The organism is Marinobacter guineae (genome assembly GCF_002744735.1).
Lineage (GTDB): Bacteria > Pseudomonadota > Gammaproteobacteria > Pseudomonadales > Oleiphilaceae > Marinobacter > Marinobacter guineae.
The window spans coordinates 1-645 of record NZ_KZ319358.1; the positions used below are offsets into that span (position 1 = coordinate 1).

The window sequence follows — 645 nt, forward strand, 5'->3', positions numbered from 1 at the left end:
CGGGCGTTAAATCAGTAGTGATACCGGAGCTGGGCGATAAGCAAAGCGTCATCCGTGACTTTGTAAACTATTCGGTGTTCTTCGTTGATCCGGCGAGACCAGTACCCGGCGAGGCTGTGTTTGAGGGGCTCTGGTTTGCCAACACCTTCGAACGGTTCTTGTTTGGTCTCTTTGATCAGCTTGTTAATTCGGTTAAGAATCTTTTTGTCGGTTTTCTGCCAGTACAGATAGTCTTCCCAGGCGTTCTCGGAGAAGATGAGTTTCATTCAAGAAGTTCCTTTTCTTGACCACCGCCTTGCTCCAGCTCGGCAACGGATTCCAGCAAACGCCGTGCGTTTTTTGGTGCGCGTAGAAGGTATGCAGTTTCTTGCAGCGCCTCGTAGTCCTCCAGAGAGATCATTACCACGGACTGCGACTTGCTCCGGGTGATGATCACAGGGGAATGGTCTTCACAGACCTGCTCCATGGTTTTTGCTAGATTGGTTCTAGCGGCTGTGTAGCTAATGGCATCCATAAGGTTGCTCCTGTACAGGATATTGACCATGGTCAGGATACCGTACGCCAGAGGATTTAACAATCGGCTGCACAGCGACCGATTTTCCGCCGCATAGCGGCTCCAAACCGGCGCGTGAGCCGGGCGTTATG

General features: G+C 51.6%; 2 protein-coding genes. Both read right to left on the bottom strand.

The features are described 5' to 3' along the window. Nucleotides 1–11 precede the first annotated feature (11 nt). A complete protein-coding gene (locus CLH62_RS20880; RefSeq protein ID WP_099620087.1) occupies nucleotides 12–266 on the bottom strand; it encodes a Txe/YoeB family addiction module toxin in 255 nt (84 codons plus the stop codon). Next, complete coding sequence (locus tag CLH62_RS20885) at nucleotides 263–514, bottom strand: type II toxin-antitoxin system Phd/YefM family antitoxin (protein ID WP_012137510.1); 252 nt, start codon at nucleotides 512–514, stop codon at nucleotides 263–265. Before CLH62_RS20885 ends, CLH62_RS20880 begins: the two co-directional genes overlap by 4 nt. Between the last annotated feature and the right edge of the window lie 131 nt (nucleotides 515–645).

Excerpts from the sequence above, each read along its gene's own strand:
- CLH62_RS20880 (WP_099620087.1), bottom strand. The coding sequence starts at position 266 with ATGAAACTCATCTTCTCCGAGAACGCCTGGGAAGACTATCTGTACTGG.
- CLH62_RS20885 (WP_012137510.1), bottom strand. The coding sequence starts at position 514 with ATGGATGCCATTAGCTACACAGCCGCTAGAACCAATCTAGCAAAAACC.